Source organism: Trinickia sp., assembly GCF_051954495.1.
In the GTDB taxonomy this organism is placed as follows: domain Bacteria; phylum Pseudomonadota; class Gammaproteobacteria; order Burkholderiales; family Burkholderiaceae; genus Trinickia.
Genome location: NZ_JBQCHR010000136.1, coordinates 1 through 18018 on the forward strand (window position 1 = coordinate 1; position 18018 = coordinate 18018).

Genomic DNA, 18018 nt, shown 5'->3' on the forward strand with positions numbered 1-18018 from the left:
TACGGCACGTGCCCGCCACAAGAAGATCATCAACCTGGCCAAGGGTTACCGCGGCCGTCGCAATAACGTCTACCGCATCGCGAAGCAAGCGGTCATGCGCGCAGGCCAATACGCCTACCGCGATCGCCGCAACAAGAAGCGCGTATTCCGTGCGTTGTGGATCACGCGTATCAATGCGGCGGTCCGTCAGCACGACATGACGTACAGCGTGTTCATCAACGGCCTGAAGAAGGCGTCGATCGAACTCGACCGCAAGGTGCTGGCCGATATGGCCGTGTTCGACAAGGCTGCTTTTGCCGCGATCGTGAAGCAGGTGAAAGCCGCCGTTGCAGCCTAATTGATAGATTAGTACTGCGTGGTTCGTCGAGGGGGGCGGTGCAAGCCGGCGCCCTCGACAAGAAAACGGGGCTCCTCACCGAGCCCCTTTTTTTTGCCGCTCGTAAATCATCACCGACGTTGAAATGATGGGATCTATGGATCTGGACCGGATTGTCGCCGACGCGCAAGAAGCCTTCTCCCAAGCCGTTGACAGCGTGACGCTCGAAAACGAGAAGGCTCGTTTTCTCGGCAAGGCGGGCGCACTGACCGAGTTGCTCAAGGGCCTCGGCAAGCTCGACCCCGAGGCGCGCAAGGCTGAAGGGGCGCGCATCAACGTCGCCAAGCAGCAAGTCGAGGCGGCATTGAACGCGCGCCGCGACGCACTTGCGCAGGCGCTGCTCCAAGAGCGGCTCACGGCCGAGGCGATCGATGTGACCCTGCCGGGCCGAGGCAACGCGGTCGGTAGCCTGCACCCCGTGATGCAGACCTGGGAACGCGTCGAGCAAATCTTCGGCTCGATCGGTTTCGACGTGGCCGACGGCCCCGAAATCGAAACGGACTGGTACAACTTCACGGCGCTGAACAGTCCCGAAAATCACCCGGCGCGTTCGATGCAAGACACGTTCTACGTCGACGGCCACGACGCCGGCGGGCGTCCGTTGCTGCTGCGCACGCATACGAGCCCGATGCAGGTGCGTTACGCGCGCAGCAATACGCCGCCGATCAAGGTCATCGTGCCGGGGCGAACGTATCGCGTCGACAGCGATGCGACGCATTCGCCGATGTTCAATCAAGTCGAGGGCCTGTGGATCGACGAGAACATCAGCTTCGCCGATTTGAAAGGCGTCTATACCGATTTCCTGAAGAAGTTCTTCGAGCGCGACGACATCCTCGTGCGTTTTAGGCCTTCGTATTTTCCGTTCACGGAGCCGTCGGCCGAAATCGACATGAAGTTCGAGGAAGGTAAGAACGCCGGCAAATGGCTCGAGATTTCGGGCTCGGGCCAAGTGCATCCGAACGTCATTCGCAACATGGGCCTCGACCCGGAGCGCTACATCGGCTTCGCGTTCGGCAGCGGGCTCGAGCGCCTGACGATGCTGCGCTACGGCGTGCAGGATCTTCGGCTCTTCTTCGAAAACGACCTGCGCTTCTTGCGACAGTTCGCGTAAGGCGCACCGCGCCTCGCGATCTCGCGAGCCGAATGTCGCAAGCGGCGCCTGGGCCGCGCGAGCGTCGAAAGATCGTTCGCGGCAGGCCGGGCATGGACCCATACCTTCGAACGTAGACACACATGCAATTCCCTGAATCCTGGCTCCGAACGTTTGTCGATCCGCAACTGACGACGGAGCAGCTGTCGCATGCGTTGACGATGGCCGGCCTCGAAGTCGAATCGCTGCGTCCCGCCGCGCCGCCGACTTCGAAGATCGTCGTCGGCCGCGTGCTCGAAGTGGTCAAGCATCCCGACGCGGACAAGCTCAATGTTTGCCAGGTCGATGCCGGAACAGGCGCGGTGCTCAATATCGTGTGCGGCGCGCCGAACGTCGCGCCGGGCATCAAGGTGCCCGTCGCGCTCGTCGGGGCGCAATTGCCGCCGGCCGAGGAAGGCGGGGCGCCGTTCATGATCAAGCTCTCGAAGCTGCGCGGCGTGCAAAGCGAAGGCATGCTCTGTTCGGCGCGCGAGCTCAAGCTGTCGGAAGACCACAGCGGTCTCATGATCCTGCCCGAAGATGCGCCGATCGGGCAGGACATTCGCGACACGCTTCGCCTGGACGACACCATCTTCGAAATCAAGCTGACGCCGAACAAAGCCGATTGCCTGTCGGTATTCGGCATCGCGCGCGAAACGGCTGCCATTACAGGCACGCCGCTGAAGTCGCCGGCAATCGAACCCGTGGCCGTCAAGCTCACCGATCGTTTGCCGGTGAAGATCGCCGCGCCCGATCTGTGCGGCCGGTTCTCGGGGCGCGTGATTCGCGGCGTGAACGCGCGCGCTCAAACGCCGCAATGGATGGTGGAGCGGCTCGAACGGTCAGGACAACGAAGCATTTCCGCGCTGGTCGACATCTCCAACTATGTGATGCTGGAACTCGGTCGCCCGTCGCACGTGTTCGATCTGGACAAGATTCACGGTGGCATCGAAGTGCGCTGGGGCCGCCGAGGGGAAAGCCTGAAGCTGCTGAACGGCAACACGATCGAGCTCGACGAAACGGTGGGCGTCATTGCCGACGACCGCCTCGTGGAAAGCCTTGCGGGAATCATGGGCGGCGACAGCACGGCGGTGACGCTCGATACGACCAACGTCTATCTCGAAGCCGCGTTCTGGTGGCCCGACAGCATCCGTGGCCGAGCGCGCAAGTACAACTTCTCGACCGATGCGGCGCACCGCTTCGAGCGCGGCGTCGACTACGAGACGACCGTGCAGCACATCGAACGCATCACCGCGCTCATTCTCGAGATCTGCGGCGGGCAGGCAGGCCCGGTCGACGATCAAGTCGTGAACCTGCCGCAGCGCAACCCGGTGACGATGCGGGTAGCGCGTGCACAGCGCGTGATCGGTGTCGATATCGAGGCCGACAAGATGGCGTGGATTTTCACGCAGCTCGGGCTCGAATACACGTTCGACGGCGAGATCTTCGCCGTGACGCCGCCGTCGTACCGGTTCGACATCGAGATCGAGGAAGATTTGATCGAAGAGGTCGCGCGCATCTACGGTTTCGAGAAGATTCCGGCTCGGCCGCCGGTCGCGAAGAACGAGATGCGCGCGACGAACGAGACGCGCCGCTCGATCCATGCGCTGCGTCACGCGCTCGCCGCGCGCGACTACGCCGAGACGATCAATTTCAGCTTCGTCGACGAAAGCTGGGAGCGCGATTTCGCGGGCAATGCCTCGCCGATTCGCGTGGTCAATCCGATCGCGAGCCAACTGTCGGTGATGCGAACGACGTTGTTCGGCAGCCTCATCAACGTGTTGCGTCACAACCTCAATCGCCGCGCCGACCGCGTTCGCGTGTTCGAGGCAGGTCGCGTGTTCCTGCGCGACAGTTCGATCGCCGCGAGCGAGATGACGGTCGAAGGCTATGCGCAGCCTAAGCGCATCGGTGCGCTCGCCTATGGTCCGGCGGCTGAAGAGCAGTGGGGCGTCTCCACGCGGCCTGTCGATTTCTTCGACGTGAAACGCGATGTCGAAGCGTTGTTCGCGCCTCGCGTCGCACGCTTCGTCAAAGCGGAGCACCCGGCGCTTCATCCGGGGCGCAGCGCGCGAATCGAACTCGATGGGCTAAGCGTGGGTTGGATCGGTGAACTGCACCCGCGTTGGATGCAACAGTACGACTTGCCCCATGCGCCGATCCTTTTCGAAGTCGACGCCGAAGCGTTGATGAGCCGTGTCCTGCACGCGCCGACGGACGTATCGAAGTACCCGCCTGTACGGCGCGACATCGCAGTGGTTGTCGACCAGAACGTGGAAGTTCAGGCCTTGCTGGACGAGATGCAAAAGGCGTTGACCGAAGACGCATGCAAGTTCGTTCAGAGGGTTGCGCTTTTCGATGAATTTCGTGCAAAATCAAGTACTTCCGGTGGTATGGCGGCGCACGAGAAAAGCCTTGCCTTCCGTGTGACCCTGCAAGATACTGGCGGCACGCTGCAGGACGAGACGGTCGATTTGGCCGTCAAGACCTTAGTGGACCGCCTGGCTCGAGTCTACGGCGCGCGGTTGCGCTGATGAGCGCGGGAACCCTCGCAAGAGCGTTCTCGCGATGTGTCGCCATCGGCTAGTCGCCGTTGTTTTTAGACATGAACGAAATGAACTCGAGTGATTTCGAAGCCCTACTTGCGGCGCAGCGTGGCGCCATGATTCGCGAAATACCGACCCATCCGGTCGGCGTGTCCACTTCCACGGAAACGCCGACGTTGACCAAAGCCGAGTTGGCCGAGCTGCTGTTCGACAATGTGGGACTGAACAAGCGCGAAGCCAAGGATATGGTCGAGGCGTTTTTCGACGTGATTCGCGATGCGCTCGAAGGCGGCGATAGCGTCAAGCTGTCGGGCTTCGGTAATTTCCAACTGCGTGACAAGCCGCAGCGGCCCGGTCGCAATCCCAAGACGGGTGAAGCGATTCCGATCGCGGCACGCCGCGTCGTGACGTTCCATGCAAGCCAAAAGCTGAAGGCGCTCGTCGAAAGCGGCGCCGAGGCTGCTTTGCCGCGCTGATCGCGAGGTTTCAGACGCGTTGCGGCGCGCTTTCCACCACGACGGTTAACCGACGATGACAACGACGGTCGAGAAAGTCGTCTTGCCTCCGATTCCGGCGAAGCGGTACTTCACGATCGGTGAGGTCAGCGAGCTGTGCGGCGTGAAGCCGCATGTGCTGCGCTACTGGGAGCAGGAGTTTACGCAACTGCGTCCGGTCAAGCGCCGCGGCAATCGTCGCTACTATCAGCATCACGAAGTACTGCTGATACGTCGCATTCGCGACTTGCTGTACGAGCAAGGTTTCACGATCAACGGCGCCCGCAACAAGCTCGATGCGCGTGGCGCGCTGATCGAGGAAGATGCCGGCGTGCAGCCTGAGCGTGCAGCGTTGGATGGTGCGGGCGATTCCACGGCGTCTGCGGCGCCTTCGACGGTTTCGTCGCCGCCCCAAGGCGGCGCGAATGTCGACGTCGTGCAGTTGCGCAAGGATCTCATCGGTATCGTCGAGCTGTTGCGCAGATAGTTTCACCGTAGTGGTTCTAATCAGTGAAAGTGTCTGTTATACTTTCATGCTTTCGGGGCGTAGCGCAGCCTGGTAGCGTACCTGCATGGGGTGCAGGTGGTCGGAGGTTCAAATCCTCTCGCCCCGACCAGATCAAAAACCCGCGTCAGTTAACGCTGACGCGGGTTTTTTTATTCATTCCTTGAGCGGCGTTTGCTGACGTTGCTGGAAGGCGGAAATGATCGTCTGCGCGAGATCGAAATGGGACGATTGCGTCGCGTAATACGCGGCGATGACGGTGCCTGCTACCGCAAGAACGACTGTAGACGCAGCCATCCACAAATGTGCTTTGAGGTTTGCGGCGCTTTCCGCGGCGACGTCTGCTCGCTGCGCCAGCAGTTCGATTCGTTTGTCGCGCTCGTCGAGTCGCTTGTCGCGTTCATTGAGTCGTTCGTCGATTCGCTTGTCCCGTTCATTGAGTCGTTCGTCGATTCGCTTGTCGCGTTCGTCGAGCCTTTCGATGAAGCGCTGTTCTCTCTCCTCCGCGCGCGCCGTGAACGCTTCCAACCGCAGGCCGATCTCGCGAACGTGTGCATCCATCCGCGCTTCGACGGCTTCGATGCGGGCCTCGAACTCGCGGCGTGTGGGTGGCGTCGCGGCATGAGCGGCCGCCATTGCGCGGTAGGCCGAAGTTCGACGACGACGGCCTCGTTGCCCCGATTTTCGATTCGTAAAATGCACCAATTCCAAGTTCACTCCGATGCAGCGTTGGTCTGAGGACTGAGTAAAGCTGTGGCTCGTTCGGTTCCAACCCATGGTGCGCGCTGTCCTTTATCGAGTCGCTGGCTCCCGACGACAACCGATGGTGCGTAAAATCGTGCGCCGCACCACGACCGTGCCCAGATTCGCGCGCATGGCGCAGAGTCGCCGCTCGAGTGACTTGGGCCCGTTGGGGATGGCGCCTTGCGTTATACGCCTCGGCGCGAAAGCGCCTTTCATTGGCACGGCACTTGCATCTACGGGGCCCGCGACTCAACGAAGGGTCGCAACATCGACATACCGTCATTTCTTCGCAACGCATTGGACAACGGCGTCCCCCGAACCCGCTCACGAGCGGCTTCGCGCGGGACGCCGTCGTCGTTTACCGGCCTGCACAATGTCCGAGAAAGCCACCTCGATCGACCTGCTCAATCTGCGCACGCCGGCCATGCGCGCATTCCATCTGGCATGGCTCGCGTTCTTCGTCTGCTTCTTCGCCTGGTTTGCTTGCGCGCCTCTCATGCCGCTGATCAAGCAGGAGTTTCGGCTGTCTGCCGATGACGTCGCCAAGATCAACATCGCGGCCGTCTCGATCACGATCCTCGCGCGTCTCGTCATCGGCCCGATGTGCGACCGCTATGGTCCGCGCAAGGTCTATGTCGGGCTGATGCTCGCGGGCGTGTTTCCGATGCTTGGCGCGGCGTTGTCGCAGAGCTATCACGCGTTCTTGCTGTGCCGGCTCGCGATTGGCGCGGTAGGCGCGAGCTTCGTCATCACGCAATACCATACGTCGATCATGTTCGCCGGCAACGTGGTGGGGATCGCCAACGCCACCACGGCCGGATGGGGCAATGCCGGCGCGGGCGCCGCTCAGGTGCTCGTTCCGCTCATGCTTGCGGGCATCGTCGCGCTCGGCGCGAGCGAGGCGTCGGCATGGCGTTATACGCTCGCCGCTTCCGGCTTCGCGATGCCGTTCGTCGCATGGCTGTACTGGCGCTTTGGCCAAGACTGCCCGCAAGGCAATTTCAAGCAATTGCGCGCGCAAGGCCTCCTCGTTGGGAGCGGGAAGAAGGGCGGATGGCGTAGCCTCGTCGCGGCCGGTCGCAACTACAGAGTGTGGATGCTGTTCGTGGCGTACGCCGCGTGTTTTGGCGTCGAAGTGTTCATTCACAACGTCGCAGCCGTCTATTACGTCGATCGCTTTCATCTAACGCTCGAAGGCGCCGGCGTGGCCGCGGGCAGTTTTGGGCTGTTGGCGATCGTCGCGCGGCCGCTGGGCGGCTGGCTGTCCGATCGTGCGGCGGCGCGGCGCGGTCTTTCCGTGCGATCCATGCTGCTGTTCGTGTTGATCGCCGGTGAAGGCGTGGCGTTGCTCGTCTTTTCGCAGGCGCAGCAGGCCGTGCCGGCCGTGATCGCGATGCTTCTGTTCGGCCTTTTCACGCACATGGCATGTGGGGCTGCCTACGCGCTCGTGCCGTTCATCAACCGCGACGCCCTCGGCGGGGTCGCCGGTATCGTCGGGGCGGGCGGCAACGTCGGCGCTGTGGCCGCGGGCTTCCTCCTCAAAGGCGAAGGCGACCTGCATCGCACATTCTTGACCCTCGGCGCTGTCGTGTGCGCGTCGTCCATCTGTGCCGTCGCGGTTCGCTTCAAGTCGGAGCAAGCGAGCCGTGAGCCGGTCCTGACCACCGCAAACTGAACCGGGCGCGATCATGTTGATAGACCCTCTCGATGACGCTGGACGGCCGACGCAAGACGACTCCCGTATCGAACGGTACGCTGGCTCCTCCGATACGGCGTTGCGTTTTGGCGGGAGCTTGCGGCCCGAGCGTCTGCGAGAACGACGGGCGTCGCTGCGGCGCCTGCGCGTGAGCTATCCCGAGCGCGCCGCTCGCGCGGGCGCGAGATGAAATTCGCCAACCGATTGCATTCAGCTTCGCATGCCTGTGCCTCGCTGCGCATCGCCTTGCACCCCGCCTCCCACCCAGTCGTGAACCCGCCGAACTCTTCGCGGTAGCGCGCCTACCGCGTCAAGAACCGCCTTCCGGCTTTGTAAGACGAATCCTACGTGGCGGTCCTCATCTCCCACGTGAATCTCCGACTGCGCCGATTTCGCCACGCGGCGCGGTTTGGAATAATTCATCTCAACAAGTCGCACCACTGACCACGCAACGCAACGTTGCAGCAACGAGGCAGTTCGAAAGATGTCCTGCCGGTAGCTCGAAGAAACAGGGTAGCCGCTTGAGCCTAGCGATTAGTTAGGACAACGAAACGATTTTAGCGTGCGACGGGTTGTACGGCGAACACGAGCCGCGAGACCCCGACCCTGGCCAACTTCCTTTGCGAGCTTCTGTCATGAAACGACGTCAATTCCTGGGCTGCCTCTCGGCGGCGGCAAGCAGCTACATTCTCGCGGCCTGCGGCGGCGGCGGTACGGATGCGACCGGCGCGGTTGCCGGTGCGGGCGCCAATGCGATCGCCAACGCGGCCATTGCCGTGTCGCCCAACGGCACGACGATTCCCTCGGCGACGTCGATCACGACCAACTCCGGCAACGTTTGGACGCTTTCCAAGGGCTACGTTTACAAGAACGGCGTCAAGGACACGCACGCGTACAACATCGCGATGCTGCTCTGGTACAACGGTGCGATCTATAGCCAGAACACGAGCAAGGTGTTCTACAAATTCATCGGCCCGTCGTGGCAGCAGTGTCTCGATCCGCGCCTTGGCGGCACCTCCGCCGACAACACGGCGATCCCGCCCGCGACGTACATCATCGACAAGTCCAACAACTACTGGACGATGTCGAACGGCGGCATCTTCAAGAACAACGTGCAGGACCGCACGGCGCCGACCGCGGCGCTGCTGCTCTGGTACGGCGCGATGATCTACCTGAAGACGGGCAGTGGGCAGTTTTATGTTCGCTCGTTGATGGGCGAATGGCTGACCTGTTCGGATCCGCGCGTGGCCAAGCCCGCGACGGCCGGCAAGTTCTACGGCATCAACGGCCACTACGATTATCCGTTCACGCCGACGCAAACGGTTGCGGCCCTTCAGGCGCTCGGCTGCACGACGTATCGTCTCGGCTGCATCAATAAGTCGACGCAGTTGAACCCCCTTGTCGCGATGGCGAAGGCGTTCCAGACCGCGAAACTCGAGCTGTTCACGCTCGTCAACTATGGTCTGCGCGATTCGACCGGCACGCTCTATACGAGCGAGACGGCGGCTTACAACGGCGTCTTCGCCAACGCGGCGGCGATCGCCAAGGCACTCGCGCCATATGGCGTCACGACGTACGAGTGCGGCAACGAGCTGACGCGCGATCCGGCGATCATTTTGAATTCGACGACGGCCGGCACGAAAGCAATCGACTTCAACAATACCAACTGGCCGATCATGCGCGGCGTGATTCGCGGCATGATCGACGGGATCAAATCCGTGCAGCCGAGCGCGCGTTGCGGCGTGAACTTCTGCGTGGCCGATGTCGCCGCGGCGGACATGCTCTGGGACGGCAAGCAGCCGGACGGCTCCACGGGTCACCCGCAAGTGCGCTGGGATGTGACGACGTGGCACAACTACTCGCCGTACGGGGACATCTTCAACATCGGTTCCGATGGCGCAGGCCCGGGCTTCAACCTGCCGGCCTACTGCAAGGCGCGTTACGGTGTGCCGTTCATGATCACCGAGTGGAATGCGGGGCCCGAGTACACGGAAGCGAATCGTTCGACGTACGTCCAGACGCAAATGACGGAGTTCTACAACGCGCGCAAGTCGGATCAGATCGAATCGGTGATGTACTACTGCTTGACGAGCGGCGACTACACGTACGGCATCGTGCTCGACAACCTGACGCCGATTCAGCCGACGTACGGCACGTTCCAAACCTTCGTCAAGCAGCACGCGGATATCTAATATTCGAACGATAGGCAGCAGCGCTTAGCGGCGCTGGAAAGGGAGTGCCTGAAACGGCGGCGCGAAAGCGTCGGTGTTTCAGGCTTTTTTTCTTGCAAGCTGTTTTCCCTGGGCGAGGGACAGCTCCCAACTACCGCCCCCAACCCAGACGCGCCAAATACTCGATAAACAAACGCGCCCGCAATGGCTGATACCGCCGGGGCGGATACAGCACGAACAATTCATGCGGCGACGCATGCCAGGCAGGCAATACGCGTTGCAGTCGCCCGTCGGCGAGCAAGTCGCCGACAAGCCAATCGGGCGCGAGCCCCACACCCGTCCCCGCGAGCAAGCTTTCCCTGATCGCCAGCGAATTGTTGACGCGATATCGCGCCTGCGTGACAACGGTTGCCTGTCTCCCATCCCGGTGCGAAAGGGTAAGCGAGTCGCCTTGCGTGAGCCAGGCGAACCGCAGATACGGGTGCTTGACGAGATCCTCCGGCCGCCGAATCTTCGGGTGCGCTTCGAGATACGCCGGCGCGGCAACGACTGTGCGTTCATAAACCGCAATACGCCGTGCAATCACTTCGAGCGGCAGCTCGCCCCCGATGCGCAGCGCTACGTCCACGCCCTCGACTGCGAGGTCGATGAAACGATCGTTCAACGTCAAGTCGACTTCGATGTCCGGATAACGGGCCATGAATTCGAGCACGAGCGCGTTCAAATGCAATACGCCGAAGCTGACGGGGGCCGCGACGCGAAGGCGGCCTTCGGGGCGCTCGATCAATCCGCGCACGTCGGCTTGCGCTTCGTCGTATGCCTCTACCATCTCGCGTGCACGCACGTAGAAGCGTTCCCCCTGTTCCGTGCAAGTGAGCGACGTTGTGCTGCGTATCAGCAGGCGCGCGCCCATCTGCGCTTCCAAGCCCGCGATGATTTTGCTGACGGTAGGCTGCGTGGTATCCAATTCGCGTGCGACAGCGGACAGGCTGCCGAGCTCGATCGCCCGTATGAATGTGCGCATGGCTCTTATCGTATCCATTGCTCCTCGAGGTACGGTGGTAGGCCATTCGATATTGGAATGCGCGGCATTCGATTATCCCGCCTTCATCGAAGTGTTGGAATGATGGATTCTAGCGCTCGCAGTGCCGGATTCATTCGATCACTTTCACTTCTTCGGAGCGACATGATGAAGACCATTCCCGCCAAAAAGGCCGTGCCCCACGCAAAAACGGTCTCGTCCCGCTTTTTGCGCCATGCCGCGCATGCTTTGGCCACGACAGCGGTACTCGCCGGCGCCGCCGCCTCCGATACCGCGCGCGCCGCCTGGATCGACACATGGGCGGCTAGCGTCCAGCCGATTTGGGCCGAGGACGCTTTGCCGCTGACCACGCAAATACCGGGTTCGGTTAAGAACACCACGGTGCGCCAGGTCGTGCGCGTCAGCGTGGGCGGGCGCCGTATCCGGATCGTACTGTCGAACGAATATGGGTCGACGCCGCTGGCGGTCGGTGGTGTGAGCGTTTCCCGGCTCGCCGGCGGAACATTTCCGATCGACGCCTCGAACTGGCGATCGGTGACTTTCGCCGGCAAGACGGCGGCCACTATCGCTCCGGGCGCGCGCATCATCTCCGACGCCATCGACATGCCGGTCAATGCGCTTGCACACTTGGCGGTGAGCCTCTACCTGCCCGAGCCCACGCCGCTTACGACGTTCCATTGGGACGGCAGGCAGCGCGCGCAGGTCGCTTCGGGCGATCGTCTTCACAGCACGGGAATCGCCGATGCATCGCTGCTGGAGGCGAGGTTGTTTTTGAGCGATGTGCTCGTCGATGCGCCGCAGGGCGCGCGAACGGTCGTAGCGCTAGGCGATTCGATCACCGACGGCCGCGGCGCCACGATCGACGCCGATCGGCGCTGGACCGACGATCTTGCCCAGCGCCTGGCCGTCGACGACGTGGCCGTGGTCAATGCCGGGATTTCGGGCGCACGCTTGCTGCGTGACGGCATGGGCGTGAATGCGTTGGCGCGGCTTGATCGCGATGTCCTCGCCCGTGCCCATGTCGAAACGTTGGTCGTTCTGCTCGGCACCAACGATATCGGCTGGCCTGGATCGAGTTTCGCTCCGCAGGAGGCCCCGGTGGCATTCCAGGCCATGATCGACGGCTATCGACAGTTGATCGAGCGCGCCCACCTGCGGGGCATTCGAGTCGTGGGTGGAACGATCCCGCCTTTCGAGGGCGCGTTGGAAGGGACGCAGGTCCAAGGGTATTACGACGTCGATAAAGAGCGCGTGCGCCGGAAAATCAACGCTTGGATCCGCACGAGCGGCGCATTCGACGCGGTAGCGGACTTTGACGCCGCGCTGCGCGACCCGCAGCATCCGGCCCGCATGCTGCCGCGTTTCGACTGCGGGGACCGTCTCCATCCGAACGACGCCGGCAATGCCGCAATGGCGCGTGTGTTGACGCCGGCTGTGTTGTTCGGAAATCGGTGAGCGCCGCTAAAAAGAGGGGGGCGCCCGGCCGCCGCGACGCTCTAAGCGCAGGCGACCGGGCGTCGATCTGGCTATGGCGATGCGCCGGAACTTACATGTGGAGCGACTCCGCGCTCGCATTGCGAAGCGGGTAAGCGGTGATCACCATGCCGTTTTGCCCGAGCACGATACGCACGTTCCGAATCGCGAACGGCGTGTTGCCACGCATGAAAACGAAGTACTCGAACGTACGCACGATGTTGCCGTTGTTGGTGCGAGTTTGCGTGAAGCGGGCGTTCGGATCGGTCAGTGCGGCCATGATCAGTTGGACGAGCATGTCTCGGCTGTTCACCGATAGCCCTTTGAGCCCCTGCCAATCGTCGCGGTGGCCGGCGTTGTCGCCCCCGCCGCCACCGGGCGCCCAAATGTGCTCGACGCCGTACCGGAAACGGTCCTGGCCGTTGCGCAGCGCTGGATCGTTGATGAAGACGAGCCCGAGGTTATCGCCCGTCGCAGCACGGTCTCTCGCGATCGCCGCCGTGAACCGCGCGAACTGGTCTTCGGCGATACCCCAAGGCATCCCTTTGCGCGTATTTCGGAATTCCCTCGTCAGCCGCTCGAATTCCACGGTCCCGCGTGCGTGGTGGCGCTCGTTGCTCTCGAGATGCGGCGTAAGCGCGAAGACGGACTCCGATTCGCCTATGCGTTGCTTCGCTTTACGGACGCATTCTTGGAACGGATCGTTATCCGGATGATCGTTGTGGGTCTCCTCGGTACAGCTCGCCTTGACCAACTTGCGCTTCTTCTTTTTCTTGTTCTTGATCGGGGTGCGCGGTTCGTATCGTGCGTCGGACACGTGAACGACGGCCTGCGCGGCATTCAGTGCGTTTCCCGCACGTAACAAGTCGGCGTTGAGCCATTGATCCAGTTCGGCATTGCCGGTGCGCAAGGTGCCCGGTCCGGGGCGGTCGGGATCGAAGATGCGGCCGATTTGGTGCATCAGTTCATCGATTTCCAGCGGCCTCAGATCGCCGATCGCCGCGATGGCCCGCCGATCCGCGTCGGTGCATGCCTCGTCCCCTGCGGTCCGGGCGTGGTCGTCGTTGCAGAATTGGACATCCATCGCGGCGTCGTAGGCGGCCGTTGCATTCAGCTCCGACGGGTCCAGCGCCGCGGCTTCGAAGACCGCCGCTTCGGGAATATGCGGAATGTCCTCGGGATTCGCCACTTCGACGAGCGGCAGCGCGCCGGCGATATCCTGATTGGGATGCGGGTCGAGCGTGCAAAGGTCCGCTCGTCCGAAGTAGATCTCGAGAAGCGCCGGCAGCAGCAGGTTGCTGATGTGGTAGGCGATGTCTGTCAGACACCGCCTGTCGCGCCGCCGCACGGTCGAGTCGGGTTGCAAGTCGACCGTTCGCTGCTCGAGGAAAGGCAGGCGGCTCGTGAAAGCGGCAGGCAGCGTGAGAGGCCCGCCGTCTACGTCTCGCACGACCCCCGCGCGAAGTGCGCTTTCGCGCCAACGGGCCCAGTCCTTGTCGTCTACGGACAATGGAACATTATGGGCCAGCGATCGTCCTCGCACCACGTTCATGCCCTGCACGGCGGCCTCGTTGACAGTCAGCAGGAGATTGGGCGAGCGCTCGGGCGGCAATGCCTGGCCGAAGTGCGGAACGACATACAGCGTGACGAGGTAGTGCGTTGCGGTTTTCGAGACCCTGGGCCCGGTCGCGATCGTTCGCGACCAGCGGCGGTTCGCGGGGCCTTCCCAGCGCGCATCGCCATCTGCGTCCCAGAAGGGCGAGATGGACGGCCCGACGGACGACCCGCCATATTTCACCAAGACATGACGGTTGAAAATTTCGACGGTGAGAAAGGACGATCCGTCCGGTAAAGAGAGCGCCGCGACGTTATTGCCCTTTAGCGGCGCCAACGCGCGGATCGCGCGCAGGTGCCCCGCGCCGACATTCGGTGCGTCGACGCTCGAAGGCCGAGGGTGCTCCCCGCTAAATTTCGGAAATGCCGTGGCGTCGACTCGCTGGACGATGCGCATGCCGTTGGAGAGCGCCTGGTCTCGCACGCGGTAGTCGCCCGAATCGGCAGCCGCGTGGGTCGAAACGATCAAGGAAACGAGCAGCAATGCGAGCCTGGACTTACGCATGCCGGTAAAACAACAGCTGAACATCTTTGCCTCTTTGAATGAAGGGATGGGCTACCACGACCGGAACAGCAGTGTCCGCATCGCGACAGGCAGACTAGCCCCTAGACGCACGTCCGTTGTCCAGACTGAGAAATTCTCGGACTAATCCGATGTTGACCGCGGGCGTCAACCTGACGAACCGCACGAAGCGGACAGTCGCGCCCGCGTTTACGAGATTTTTACGCTCGCTCTGTCACTCTTATCGTGGCGTTTACTCGTTCTCCTCTACGCTCTCGGCTGTCCTGATCCGTTACGGGAGAACACAAAAATGGACTTCATGTACCTCGTGGGCATAGCGATCTTTTTGGGGCTATGCGTGGCGCTCACCGCCGGCTGCGACAAGCTGCGCAATCGTGGACCCGGAGGCCGGCCGTGACTGCTGCTTGGATGATGTGGCTCGCGGGAGCCTCGACGCTCGTTTTGCTGGCGTACCTCGTCTACGCGCTGCTGCGCGCGGAGGATCTCGAATGAACGCCAATGACCTTCTTCAGACCGCGCTCTTTATCGTCGTTCTGATCGCGCTCGCTCTTCCGGTTGGACGCTATATGTCGGCCGTGCTCGACGGTTCGTCCGTTGTCGTGCGCAGGATCGGCAAGCCGATCGAATCCTTGCTCTACAAGATCGCTGGCGTGGATGCGAACGCCGAGATGTCTTGGAAGCACTATGCGCTTGCGGTGCTGCTGTTCAATGCGCTTGGTGCGTTCGCCGTTTTCGGCTTGTTGCGCCTCCAGCAGTGGTTGCCGGCCAATCCGCAGGCGCTAGGCCCCATGACGCCCGACGCGGCCTTCAATACGGCCGTGAGCTTCGTGACCAACACGAACTGGCAGGACTACACCCCCGAGGCGACCGTCAGCTACTTGACGCAGATGATGGGACTGACGGTGCAGAACTTCCTGTCGGCCGCAACCGGCATCGCCGTGGTCGTTGCGCTGATTCGCGGCTTCGCGCGGCACACGGCGCAGACGATCGGCAACTTCTGGGTTGATCTGACGCGCATCACGCTCTACATTCTCGCGCCGATGGCGACGGTCGTTGCACTGGTCTTCATCAGCCAAGGCGTGATCCAAAACTTCAAGGCGTATGAGGAGGTGCCGACGTTGCAAACGACAACGTACCAAGTCGCCAAGACGGACGCGCAAGGCAATCCGGTCAAGGACGCCAAGGGCAACGCCGTGATGCAGGACATGAAGGCCGATAAGCAGACGATTGCCATGGGGCCCGTGGCATCGCAAGAAGCGATCAAGATGGTCGGTACGAACGGCGGGGGGTTCTTCAACGCCAACTCGGCCCATCCGTACGAGAATCCGACGCCGCTGTCGAACTTCGTGCAGATCCTGTCGATCCTCATCATTCCCGCCGGGTTGTGCGTCGTGTTCGGCCGCATGGTGGGCGATCGTCGACAAGGCTACGCGGTACTGGCGGCGATGACGATCGCGTTCGCGGTCGCGTGCTGGAGCGAGATTTCATCGGAGCAGGCGGGCAATCCGCTGTTCGCCTCGCTCCATGTCGATCAAAGCACGACGGCCTTGCAGCCGGGCGGCAACCAGGAAGGCAAGGAAGTGCGGTTCGGTATCGCGCAATCGGGCATCTTCACCGTAGCGACGACGGCCGCCTCCTGTGGCGCGGTGGCCAACACGCACGATTCGCTGACGCCGATGGGCGGCCTCGTCCCGATGCTGCTGATTCAGCTAGGCGAGGTGATCTTCGGCGGTGTGGGGTCCGGGCTGTACGGCATGCTCGTCTTTGCGATGCTGGCCGTGTTCGTCGCCGGTTTGATGATCGGCCGCACGCCCGAGTACGTCGGCAAGAAGATCGAATCGTATGAAATGAAGATGGTGTCGATCGCGATCCTGCTCACGCCGTTCCTCGTGCTCGTCGGCACGTCTATCGCGGTCTTGTCGCCACTGGGCACGGCCGGCATCGCCAATCCCGGGGCGCACGGGTTCTCCGAAATCCTATACGCCTTCAGCTCCGCCGCGAACAACAACGGCAGCGCATTCGCGGGGCTGTCGGTCAACACGCCGTTCTATAACGTGCTGCTCGGTATAGCAATGTGGTTCGGACGTTTTGGAACGATCGTTCCGGTGCTCGCCATCGCGGGCTCGCTCGCGAACAAGAAACGGATAGCGGTGACCTCCGGCACGTTGCCGACGCACGGGCCGCTTTTCGTCGTGCTGCTGCTCGGCACGCTCGTGCTCGTGGGCGCGCTCACCTATGTGCCGGCGCTGGCGCTCGGCCCCGTCGTAGAACATTTGACGATGATCTCGGGTCATTGATTTCGAGGAAAGCATGACTACTGTCACTCAACCGCCTGTCCATCGCCCGGAAAATCTCGGGCAGGCACGCACCGCCGTACGCTCGATGTTCGATCCGAGCCTCGTGAAGCCGGCGGTCGTCGATGCATTCAGAAAGCTCGGGCCGCGTACGCAATTGCGCAACCCGGTGATGTTCTGCGTCTATGTGGGCAGCATTTTGACGACGGTCCTATGGATCGCGGCGCTCGCGGGACAGGCCGAGGCTCCAAGCGGTTTCATTTTAGCGATCGCGTTGTGGCTTTGGTTCACCGTATTGTTCGCGAACTTCGCCGAAGCGCTGGCGGAAGGGCGTTCGAAAGCGCAAGCCGCTTCGCTTCGCAGCGCGAAACATAACGTGGTGGCGAAAAAGCTCAACGAGCCTCACCCGAAATCGCCGATCGTCATCGTCGCCTCGACCGATCTGCGCAAGGACGATGTGGTGATCGTCGAAGCAGGCGACACGATTCCGGCGGACGGCGAGGTCATCGATGGCGTCGCATCCGTCGACGAGTCGGCGATCACGGGGGAGTCGGCTCCGGTGATCCGCGAATCGGGCGGCGACTTCTCGTCGGTCACGGGCGGTACGCGGGTGCTGTCGGATTGGATCGTCGTACGCGTGAGCGTGAACCCGGGCGAGGCGTTTCTCGATCGCATGATCGCGATGGTCGAAGGCGCGAAGCGGCAAAAGACGCCGAACGAGATCGCGCTGACCATTCTGCTCGTGGCGTTGACCCTCGTGCTTTTGTTCGCGACGGCCACCTTGCTGCCGTTTTCGATCTTCTCGGTAGCGGCCGCCAACGCGGGGCACGTGGTCACGATCACGGCGCTCGTCGCCTTGCTGGTCTGCTTGATCCCGACCACCATCGGCGGCTTGCTGTCGGCCATCGGCGTGGCCGGCATGAGCCGGATGATGCAGGCCAACGTCATCGCCACGTCCGGCCGCGCGGTGGAGGCGGCCGGCGACGTCGACGTGCTCTTGCTCGACAAGACAGGCACGATCACGCTCGGCAACCGGCAGGCTTCGGCATTCGTCGCCGCGCCGGGCGTGACCGAGGAAGCGCTCGCCGATGCCGCGCAATTGTCCTCGCTCGCCGACGAGACCCCGGAGGGGCGCTCGATCGTCGAGCTGGCCGCGAGCTCCCTGGACGACAAGGCCCGCAGCGACCTCGACCGACTCCCCCGGGACGGCGCGTCCTTCGTGGAGTTCAGCGCGACGACGCGCATGTCGGGCGTCGACCTCCCCGACGGGACCGCCTATCGCAAGGGTGCGGCCGACTCCGTCGCCCGCTGGGTGCGGGGCAACGGCGGCGAGCTGGCAACGGGTGTCACGACCGTGGTCGACGGGATCGCCTCCTCCGGGGGCACTCCCCTCGTCGTCGCGGTGCACGAG

The 18018-nt window shown here is 62.5% G+C and carries 14 protein-coding genes and 1 tRNA gene; 12 read left to right on the plus strand and 3 right to left on the minus strand.

What is annotated here, in order from left to right:
* The 6 genes from rplT to ACTHNR_RS18850 all read left to right on the plus strand — a co-directional run.
* Positions 1–337 (plus strand): 50S ribosomal protein L20 (gene rplT / locus ACTHNR_RS18825; RefSeq protein ID WP_440549181.1); only part of this gene is annotated, 337 nt, incomplete at its 5' end.
* A gap of 136 nt (positions 338–473) precedes the next feature.
* Positions 474–1487 carry a phenylalanine--tRNA ligase subunit alpha gene (gene pheS, locus ACTHNR_RS18830; protein ID WP_440549182.1) on the plus strand — a complete coding sequence of 338 codons (1014 nt, stop codon included), beginning with the start codon at positions 474–476 and terminating at the stop codon, positions 1485–1487.
* A 122-nt stretch (positions 1488–1609) separates the two neighbouring features.
* Positions 1610–4039, plus strand: coding sequence for a phenylalanine--tRNA ligase subunit beta (pheT, locus tag ACTHNR_RS18835; protein ID WP_440549183.1), 2430 nt, complete (start codon positions 1610–1612; stop codon positions 4037–4039).
* Between the two features lie 71 nt (positions 4040–4110).
* Positions 4111–4527 (plus strand): integration host factor subunit alpha, encoded by a 417-nt coding sequence (locus tag ACTHNR_RS18840; protein ID WP_440549184.1) that lies wholly within the window; start codon positions 4111–4113, stop codon positions 4525–4527.
* Positions 4528–4582: 55 nt separating this feature from the next.
* Complete coding sequence (locus ACTHNR_RS18845) at positions 4583–5032, plus strand: MerR family transcriptional regulator (RefSeq protein ID WP_440549185.1); 450 nt, start codon at positions 4583–4585, stop codon at positions 5030–5032.
* A gap of 53 nt (positions 5033–5085) precedes the next feature.
* Positions 5086–5162, plus strand: a tRNA-Pro gene (locus tag ACTHNR_RS18850).
* A 44-nt stretch (positions 5163–5206) separates the two neighbouring features.
* Here ACTHNR_RS18850 and ACTHNR_RS18855 read toward each other — a convergent pair.
* A complete protein-coding gene (locus ACTHNR_RS18855) occupies positions 5207–5611 on the minus strand; it encodes a hypothetical protein (protein ID WP_440549186.1) in 405 nt (134 codons plus the stop codon).
* Between the two features lie 556 nt (positions 5612–6167).
* On the opposite strand from ACTHNR_RS18855, the gene ACTHNR_RS18860 reads away from it, so the two are divergent.
* Together ACTHNR_RS18860 and ACTHNR_RS18865 are read left to right on the plus strand one after the other, a co-directional pair.
* Positions 6168–7469 (plus strand): MFS transporter, encoded by a 1302-nt coding sequence (locus ACTHNR_RS18860; RefSeq protein ID WP_440549187.1) that lies wholly within the window; start codon positions 6168–6170, stop codon positions 7467–7469.
* 656 nt (positions 7470–8125) lie between these two features.
* Entirely contained in the window at positions 8126–9682 is a 1557-nt protein-coding gene (locus ACTHNR_RS18865) for a hypothetical protein (RefSeq protein ID WP_440549188.1), read from the plus strand.
* Positions 9683–9812: 130 nt separating this feature from the next.
* Here the strand turns inward: ACTHNR_RS18865 and ACTHNR_RS18870 are convergent, their stop codons facing one another.
* Positions 9813–10685 carry a LysR family transcriptional regulator gene (locus tag ACTHNR_RS18870; protein WP_440549189.1) on the minus strand — a complete coding sequence of 291 codons (873 nt, stop codon included), beginning with the start codon at positions 10683–10685 and terminating at the stop codon, positions 9813–9815.
* A gap of 162 nt (positions 10686–10847) precedes the next feature.
* Here ACTHNR_RS18870 and ACTHNR_RS18875 point away from each other — a divergent pair, with 162 nt between their 5' ends.
* A complete protein-coding gene (locus ACTHNR_RS18875; protein WP_440549190.1) occupies positions 10848–12158 on the plus strand; it encodes an SGNH/GDSL hydrolase family protein in 1311 nt (436 codons plus the stop codon).
* 91 nt (positions 12159–12249) lie between these two features.
* Here the strand turns inward: ACTHNR_RS18875 and ACTHNR_RS18880 are convergent, their stop codons facing one another.
* Positions 12250–14319, minus strand: a complete 2070-nt coding sequence (locus ACTHNR_RS18880; RefSeq protein WP_440549194.1) for a hypothetical protein — start codon at positions 14317–14319, stop codon at positions 12250–12252.
* 402 nt (positions 14320–14721) lie between these two features.
* On the opposite strand from ACTHNR_RS18880, the gene ACTHNR_RS18885 reads away from it, so the two are divergent.
* From ACTHNR_RS18885 to kdpB, 3 genes are all read left to right on the plus strand, one after another.
* A complete protein-coding gene (locus ACTHNR_RS18885) occupies positions 14722–14805 on the plus strand; it encodes a potassium-transporting ATPase subunit F (RefSeq protein ID WP_440549193.1) in 84 nt (27 codons plus the stop codon).
* Positions 14802–16610, plus strand: a complete 1809-nt coding sequence (kdpA, locus tag ACTHNR_RS18890) for a potassium-transporting ATPase subunit KdpA (protein WP_440549191.1) — start codon at positions 14802–14804, stop codon at positions 16608–16610. The genes ACTHNR_RS18885 and kdpA overlap by 4 nt, the downstream gene beginning before the upstream one ends.
* A gap of 13 nt (positions 16611–16623) precedes the next feature.
* Positions 16624–18018 (plus strand): potassium-transporting ATPase subunit KdpB (gene kdpB, locus ACTHNR_RS18895; protein WP_440549192.1); only part of this gene is annotated, 1395 nt, incomplete at its 3' end.